This is a genomic window from Pseudomonas sp. GW823-FHT06B06 (assembly GCF_058795195.1).
The window spans coordinates 152,677-160,400 of the sequence record NZ_JBXAHO010000015.1 but is presented as its reverse complement, the minus strand read 5'-3'; the positions used below and the strand labels follow the sequence as shown (position 1 = coordinate 160,400).

The 7,724-nt window shown below is 60.9% G+C and carries 6 protein-coding genes; 2 read left to right on the top strand and 4 right to left on the bottom strand.

Annotated features, from left to right (window positions below):
• Positions 1–265: 265 nt before the first annotated feature.
• Positions 266–1,603 carry an MFS transporter gene (locus tag AC1Q8Q_RS16150; RefSeq protein ID WP_042955208.1) on the bottom strand — a complete coding sequence of 446 codons (1,338 nt, stop codon included), beginning with the start codon at positions 1,601–1,603 and terminating at the stop codon, positions 266–268.
• A 245-nt stretch (positions 1,604–1,848) separates the two neighbouring features.
• On the opposite strand from AC1Q8Q_RS16150, the gene AC1Q8Q_RS16145 reads away from it, so the two are divergent.
• The gene (locus AC1Q8Q_RS16145) at positions 1,849–2,907 is read left to right on the top strand and encodes an aromatic ring-hydroxylating dioxygenase subunit alpha (protein WP_020795364.1); all 1,059 of its coding nucleotides are present in this window, start codon (positions 1,849–1,851) and stop codon (positions 2,905–2,907) included.
• A gap of 88 nt (positions 2,908–2,995) precedes the next feature.
• Positions 2,996–3,946, top strand: a complete 951-nt coding sequence (locus tag AC1Q8Q_RS16140; protein WP_492615251.1) for a PDR/VanB family oxidoreductase — start codon at positions 2,996–2,998, stop codon at positions 3,944–3,946.
• Positions 3,947–3,955: 9 nt separating this feature from the next.
• Here the strand turns inward: AC1Q8Q_RS16140 and AC1Q8Q_RS16135 are convergent, their stop codons facing one another.
• From AC1Q8Q_RS16135 to AC1Q8Q_RS16125, 3 genes are all read right to left on the bottom strand, one after another.
• Complete coding sequence (locus AC1Q8Q_RS16135; RefSeq protein WP_008063900.1) at positions 3,956–4,669, bottom strand: GntR family transcriptional regulator; 714 nt, start codon at positions 4,667–4,669, stop codon at positions 3,956–3,958.
• 84 nt (positions 4,670–4,753) lie between these two features.
• A complete protein-coding gene (locus AC1Q8Q_RS16130; protein WP_093935840.1) occupies positions 4,754–6,004 on the bottom strand; it encodes an OprD family porin in 1,251 nt (416 codons plus the stop codon).
• 69 nt (positions 6,005–6,073) lie between these two features.
• Positions 6,074–7,408, bottom strand: coding sequence for an MFS transporter (locus AC1Q8Q_RS16125; RefSeq protein WP_492615250.1), 1,335 nt, complete (start codon positions 7,406–7,408; stop codon positions 6,074–6,076).
• Between the last annotated feature and the right edge of the window lie 316 nt (positions 7,409–7,724).

The window sequence follows — 7,724 nt, the reverse complement described above, 5'->3', positions numbered from 1 at the left end:
GCGGCTAAACCGGCGTCCTGCCGGTTTCCCCACTGCGCAATGCCTGCGTTCGGCCATCGTGGTTAACGGGGCACCCAAAATCTAAAGCCAAAGCGAGGCGGCCTTAAAGCCGACCTGACTTCAAGCGAACACATTCCCCCTGTAGGAGCGAAGCTTGCTCGCGATGGACGTCAACGATAACGCGCCCTGTCTGGATGAGCACGTTGTCAGGACGTTCATCGCGAGCAGGCTCGCTCCTACAATTGGATCGGGGGCAAATCTGCGATCAGGCCACAGCCCGCACACCTGCACCTTTCCCCTCCGCCTGCACATCATGCAGGGAGATCCGTGACGTCTCCGGCAACGCGAGCCCGCCTGCCAACGCCAGCAAGGCAATCGCGATCAGGTAGAACGCCGGCGACAGGTTGCTGCCGGTGGTGCTGATCAACCACGTCGCCACCAACGGGGCCGTCCCGCCGAAAATCGTATACGCCATGTTGTACGTGATGGCCGAGGCGGTGTAGCGAGTTCGGGTGGGGAAGGTTTCCGAGAGCAAGGCCGCCGTGACCACGCCACACAACACCGCGCCAACGGCGAGGAGCATGACGCCTGCGACCGACGCTGCGAACGAGCCGGAGCTGGCCATCAGGAACGATGGATACACGGCCACGATCAACAGGGCGCACGCCGTCATCACCGTCATCCGGCGCCCGACCCGGTCCGAATACAGTCCGGCCAACGGGCAGATTGCCGCTGCGAACAGCAAGGCAATCAACGACACCAGCAACGCCGTTGCGCGACTCAGGCCCCCCGCGACCTGCAGGTAGGTCGCAAAGTAGGTGGTGAACATATAGAACGACAGCGCCGTGAGCGACACGAAGGCGCCCAGGCAGCAGATGGCCGCGCCATGGTTGCGCAAGGTGTCCTTGAGTGGGGAATGGGCGACCGCATGTTCCTGGGTCACCGCCTGGAATGCCGGTGTCTCATCGAGCTTCCAGCGCAGGTAAAGACCCACCAGGCCCAGCGGTGCGGCAATCAGGAACGGCAGGCGCCAGCCCCAACTGCCCATCGCTTCAGCCGATAACGATGCCTCGAGCGCGTAAGCCACCACGGCGGCGGCGGCGAAGGCGGAAAATGTCGACACCGGAATGAAGCTGCCGTACCAGGCGCGTTTATCACTCGGCGCATGCTCCATCAGGTAAGCACAGGCACCTGCGTATTCCCCGCCGGCGGAGAAACCCTGGGCACAACGGATCAGCGAAAGAAGGATCGGCGCCGTGACCCCGATGGCGGCATAAGTGGGCAATACACCGATCAAGGTCGTCGCACCGGCCATCAGCAGAATCGTCATCGCCAGGGTGCGCTTGCGCCCGATCCGGTCTCCCAGCATGCCGAAGAAAATCCCCCCAAGGGGCCGGAACGCAAACGCCACGGCGAATACCGCAAAGGTCTTGAGCAGCGCGGCACTGGCATCGCCGCTGGGGAAAAACTGCTGGGCGATGGTCGTGGCCAGGAAGCCGTAGACGGCGAAGTCGAACCATTCCACGAAATTGCCGATGCCGGCAGCCACGATCACTCTTCTCAGTGTTTTCGGGCTGACTTGTTCCGTTGTTGTGCTCGTCATGCTTGACCTCGACAGTTCGTCAGTAAGCTATCGATTATCGAGGCAGGCGCTAAAGCTGTTCACTTCAAAAGTGTCATCCACGTAGTCAGTACCGACTTCGCCCGCATCAAGTGTTCGAAAGGTTGGGCATCACTGTATGGCCTCAATGGATCCATTAATCTGCATATATCTGTAAAAAGCTTGACTGTTGTCGGTTTTATTCGATTCAATGGATCCATAAAAACAAGCCTGTCCCGGAGAACCCTATGTATCCGAAAAACACCTGGTACGTCGCCTGCACCCCCGACGAGATTGCTTCCAAGCCCCTGGGGCGGCAAATATGCGGTGAGAAAATCGTCTTCTATCGCGGCCATGAAGGGCGCGTTGCTGCCGTCGAGGATTTTTGCCCCCATCGTGGTGCGCCTCTTTCGCTGGGTTATGTCGAAAATGGCAACCTGGTCTGTGGCTACCACGGACTGGTGATGGGCTGTGACGGCAAGACCGTCGAAATGCCAGGCCAGCGCGTACGCGGCTTTCCGTGCAACAAGACTTACGCGGTGCAAGAGCGTTACGGTTTCATCTGGGTCTGGCCCGGGGAGCAGGACAAGGCTGATCCTGCGTTGATCCATCATCTGGAGTGGGCGGTCAGCGATGAGTGGGCCTACGGCGGTGGGCTGTTCCACATCAATTGCGACTATCGCCTGATGATCGACAACCTGATGGACCTCACCCACGAAACCTACGTGCACGCCTCGAGCATCGGCCAGAAAGAGATTGATGAAGCGGCGCCGGTCACCACCGTCCAGGGTGACGAGGTGGTCACTGCGCGGCACATGGAAAACATCATGGCGCCGCCGTTCTGGCGCATGGCCCTGCGTGGCAACAACCTGGCCGACGACGTGCCGGTAGACCGTTGGCAGATCTGCCGCTTCACACCACCCAGTCATGTCCTGATCGAGGTCGGCGTGGCCCACGCCGGCAAGGGCGGTTACGACGCCGAGCCGCAACACAAGGCCGCGAGCATCGTGGTCGACTTCATTACGCCGGAAACCGAGACGTCGATCTGGTACTTCTGGGGCATGGCGCGCAATTTCAATCCCCACGACGAAGCCCTCACCGCCACCATCCGCGAGGGCCAGGGGAAGATTTTCAGCGAAGACCTCGACATGCTCGAACAGCAGCAGAAAAACCTGCTGGCCAATCCCGAGCGCAACTTGCTCAAGCTCAATATCGATGCCGGTGGCGTGCAATCCCGGCGCGTGCTGGAACGCCTCATTGCCCGTGAGCGAGCGCCGGCTGCCGAGCTGATTGCCGCGGTCAAATAGCCAAGGGCAGCGCCCCTGGGCGCTACGCCAGTCCACCCCCATAGATCCTGTTCGCGGCCACTGCGGTGGCCGGCCTTGAAGGTGCGCCATGATTGAAGTCGTCGTGACATCCCGCAACAACGAAGCCCTGGATATCTGCAGCTACGAGTTGGCCTGCGCGCAAGGCGGGGCATTGCCCGACTTCAGTGCCGGGGCCCATATCGACGTGCACCTGCCCGGCGGATTGATTCGCCAGTACTCACTGTGCAATCACCCGCAAGAGCGCCATCGCTACCTGATCGGCGTGCTCAAGGACACTGCCTCGCGCGGTGGTTCCCAGAGCCTGCATGAGCAAATCAACAGTGGCGATCGGCTGCTCATCAGTGAACCGCGCAACCTGTTTCCGCTGGTGGTGGAGGGGCGGCGCAGCCTATTGTTCGCAGGTGGTATCGGCATCACCCCGATTCTGTGCATGGCCGAGGAACTGGCCCACAGCGGCGCCGATTTCGAGCTGCATTACTGTGCGCGTTCCAGTGAGCGTGCGGCTTTTGTCGAGCGACTCAAAGGCGCTTCCTTTGCCGATCGCGTGCACCTGCATTTCGATGAACAGGCCGATTCGCGCCTGGACGCCGCCAGGGTGCTGGCCAATCCGGGGCCTGACGTGCACCTGTATGTGTGCGGCCCTTCAGGTTTCATGCAGCATGTGCTCGACAGCGCCAGGGGCCAGGGCTGGAGCGAGGGGCAATTGCACCGTGAATACTTCGCCGCAGCGCCGGTGGACACCGCTGCCGATGGGGCATTCCAGGTCAAGCTGGGCAGTAGCGGGCAGGTATTCGACATTCCGGCGGACAAGACGGTGGTCCAGGTGCTGGAAAGCCACGGTGTCGAGATCGCGCTTTCCTGTGAGCAGGGCATCTGCGGAACCTGCCTGACCCGTGTGCTCGAAGGGGTGCCCGATCACCGCGACCTGTTCCTGACCGAGGAAGAGCAGGCGGCCAATGATCAGTTCACGCCCTGCTGTTCGAGGGCCCGTTCGGCGCTGTTGGTGCTGGATCTCTAAGCGAGCCGATCATTCGCCGCGCGAGATCACTTTCACCCGCTCGCCATGGCTGATTGCGCCGAAGACCTCGGCGTAACGCAGCGTCGCATTGGCGTGTTCACGCATGATGGCTTCAGCGCGTGCGCCCTGGCGACTGACCAGCGCGTCGAACACCGAGTGGTGTTGCATGTGCGCAAAGTTGAAGCGCCGGTATTCGCGCGCCATGTCTTCACGATCGATCGCCAGCGCCGACACTGAAGCGAAGGGGCGATGGTCGTTGCGCGCCAGGGCTTCGGCAATGGCCGGGTTGGCGCTGCTTTCGACGATGACCTGGTGAAAACGCATGTTGAGGTCATGGAACGCCTCAAGGTCTTCTTCTGTCACGTAGCCTTTGTCGAACAGTGCATCGCCTTGCACCAGGCATTCACGCAGCGCCGCCTGCGCCTGTTCGCTCAAGCCGCGTTCGGCGCTCTGGCGCGCCGCCAGGCCCTCCAGCACCCCGCGCACTTCCACGGCACCGGCGATATCGTCGGCACTGACCGAGCGTACCTGATAGCCCCGTCCGCCATGGCGCACCAGCAAGCCTTCCTGTTCAAGGGTCACGAAGGCCATGCGCACCGGCATCCGCGAGACGCCGAAACGTTCCGCCGTCGGAATCTCCATCAGCCGTTCGCCGGCTGCCAGTTCGCCCGAAGCGATCATTTTGCGCAGTGCGACCAGCACCATTTGACCCGGTTTGCTCATGCAGGCGACTTCCAGAGGTTGGTTCGCCATAGTAACGCAAGGAGGGGACGGATGCAGGGGCGACAAGCGCCCCTGGGGGGAGGGTCAGAGGGACAGTGGGTAGCTGACGATCACGCGGGTCTGATCGAAATCGCTGTTGAAACTGCGACGGTTGGTGGCGTTGTTGACCCGCACGCTGAGGTTTTTCAGTGGGCCACTTTGCAGGGTGTAGCTGACCTCGGTGTCACGTTCCCATTCCTTGCCGTTGCTGCCGGCCTTGGTGGTGGCGTTCTCGCCGTGGCCGTAGCGGGTCATGAGCAATAGGCCGGGGAGGCCGACGGCGGCGAAGTTGTAGTCATAGCGAGCCTGCCAGGAACGCTCATCGGCGTTACTGAAGTTGCCATTGAACATGTCATTGCCCAGGGTGCGGCCGCTACTGCCATACACGGACATCCAGGCGGTATCGCCGCTGACCTTTTGCAGCCCCAGGTACAGGGTATGGCCACCCAGGTTGGCCGAGAACAGCCCGTAGGCGGTATGGCTTTGCACGTTACCGATCAGGGCGCTGCCGTCATCCTTGTCGACGAAATAGCCCAGGTTCGCGCCGAGGGTCCAGTCGCCGAACTTCTGTTTATGCAGCAGGTTCAAATAGCTTTGCTGGTAGATGTCTTCGAGTTGCGAATGCCAGGCGCCGATCAGGGTCTGTTGTTCATTGAAGCGGTATTCGGCGCCGGCATAGTTAAAACCGTCCGACATGACGGTAGGCGCCGCCCAGGCCGAAAGGTCCTGCATGTTCGACGAATTGCGCAGGCTCACGGCGGTGTATCGACCTGCCTGCAGGTTCAGGCCAGGGAGCTCGCGGGACACCAGCATGCTGCCTTGGAAGGTCTGTGGCAGCAGGCGACCGTCATCGTAGCGCAGCAGCGGAACGTCGGGCATCAGTTCGCCCAGCATCAGCTCCGTCTCGGACAAACGCATCTTTGCCGCCACCCCGGCGCGCCCGTAGTTGTCGGCGGAGTGACCATCGTCGTGCACCGGCAGCAGCTCCGAACCGCTGCGCTGAGGGCCGCTGTCGAGCTTGACGCCAAGCATCGCGATACCGTCCAGGCCAAAGCCGATAACGCCAGGGGTGTAGCCGGAACTGAACTTGAGGATCGCGCCCTGGGCCCATTCTTCGATCTTGCTCTTGCTGGCGCCGGGATCGTTGAAGTCACGATTGAAGTAGTAGTTTCGCAGCGTCAGGCTGGTCTTGGAGTCTTCGAAAAAGCCGCCGCTCTCGGCTTGTGCCGGAGGTAAAAGGGCAAGCGCCATTGCACCGCCGAGCAGAGCCCGGGGAGGGAGAGAAAGGTAAGTCATTATTGTTGTTTTCCTGGAGGTGTAGTCGGCAGCGAGGGCAGGGCCTCGCTACCTCTTTTTTGTATCGGCTCAGGCCTGGCTGAGTGCGCTGCCCGGTTGTGCCTGGACCTTGGGCCGCAGTTGCAGCAACACGACGGCGGCCATCACGAACACCACGGCAAACACCCCATACAGGTGCAGTGGCTGCCAACCGCTGTCGAGCAACAGGCCGGCCACAGTCGGCGAAAGGATGGCGCCGATGCGGCCGATACCGATGCCCCAACCGACCCCTGTGGTTCGCACCGAAGCGTCGTAGACAATCGGTGACAGTGCGTACAAACCTGCCACGCAACCGTTGGAGAACAGCCCGATCAACAGGCCCAGGCCGAGCGCCATCGATACCGATGAAGCGGAGCCGACGAACAGCACCAAAAGCCCTGCGGTGATCAGCATGAACAGCGACAGCACCCGGGTTAGCCGCCAGCGCGAGGCCAGGCCGCCAATCAGCGCGGCGCCGAAGATGCCGCCGACGCTCAACAGCACGCCGCCGCTGATGCCTTGTTGTGCCGATAGACCTGCCGAGACCAGCAGCTTCGGCGTCCAGCTCATCACGAAGTAGAAGCCGAACATCACCAGGAAGAACAGCAACCAGATCAGCAGGGTGGTGCGCCGTGAATCAGGCGAGAGCAACTGCGCAAGGCGCCCTCTGCCTGAAATCGGCGCAGAGAGGGTGACAGGTAGTTCGTTCAGTGCTGGCTGGCCGAGGCGAGCGGCCAGTCGGTTGATGCGCACCAACGCGTTTGCCGGACGGCGGGCAATCAGGAAGTCCAGCGATTCTGGCAAGTACAGCAGCACCAGGGGAATCACCGCCAGGGTCACGGCGCCCCCGAACAGGAACACCGAACGCCAGCCAAAGTGCGTCAGCAACCACACCGACAACAGCCCGCCCAAGGTCGCACCCAAGGCATACCCGGTCGATTGCAGGCTCACCGCCAGCCCGCGCCAGCGCTTGTTGGCGTATTCACTGGCAATCACGTTGCTGCTGGCCAGGATCCCGCCGATACCCAGGCCGGTCAGCCCACGCAACAGCGCCAGTTGCAGCGGCGTCTGGCTCAGGGCCGACAGCAGCATGCCAGCCCCCGAGAGCAGCAGGCACAGCAGAATCAGTGGCCGGCGACCATAGCGATCAGCCCATGGCGCGATGAACAGAGAACCTGCTGCCATGCCAAACAGTCCGGCACTCAACAACAGCCCGATCTGCGCGCCGTTCAACGCCCATTCGGCGGACACGGAAGAGGCCGTGAAGGCCATCACCAGCACGTCGAAACCATCGATCATGTTCAGGACAATACAGATGCCCACCGCCAACCATTGGAAGCGCGCCATGGGACGTTCATCTACCACACTCTTGAGATCGACACTCATGGCTGCCCCTCGAGAAGAGGCTGGGTAAAGGCAAAGCGAGAAAGGCACGCGTTGGTGGGTGCAAGCCGAAGCTTGAGCCCGATTGAGAAGTCATTCATCCCGACACCCTTGTTATTTTTATGAGCGGGCAGGCGCTGTACCTGACACCGTGCAGTGCCAGTCAATCAAGATATGGATCCATTGAAAAGTGGGTTTGACTGGATTTTTATCGAGATGTTTTTATTTTTTTAATAAATCACATAAAAATCAATGAGTTAGTTTGATTTATAAAGTGTTCGATTATCGGTCATCTTCATTTTTTTTATTAAGGGATCCA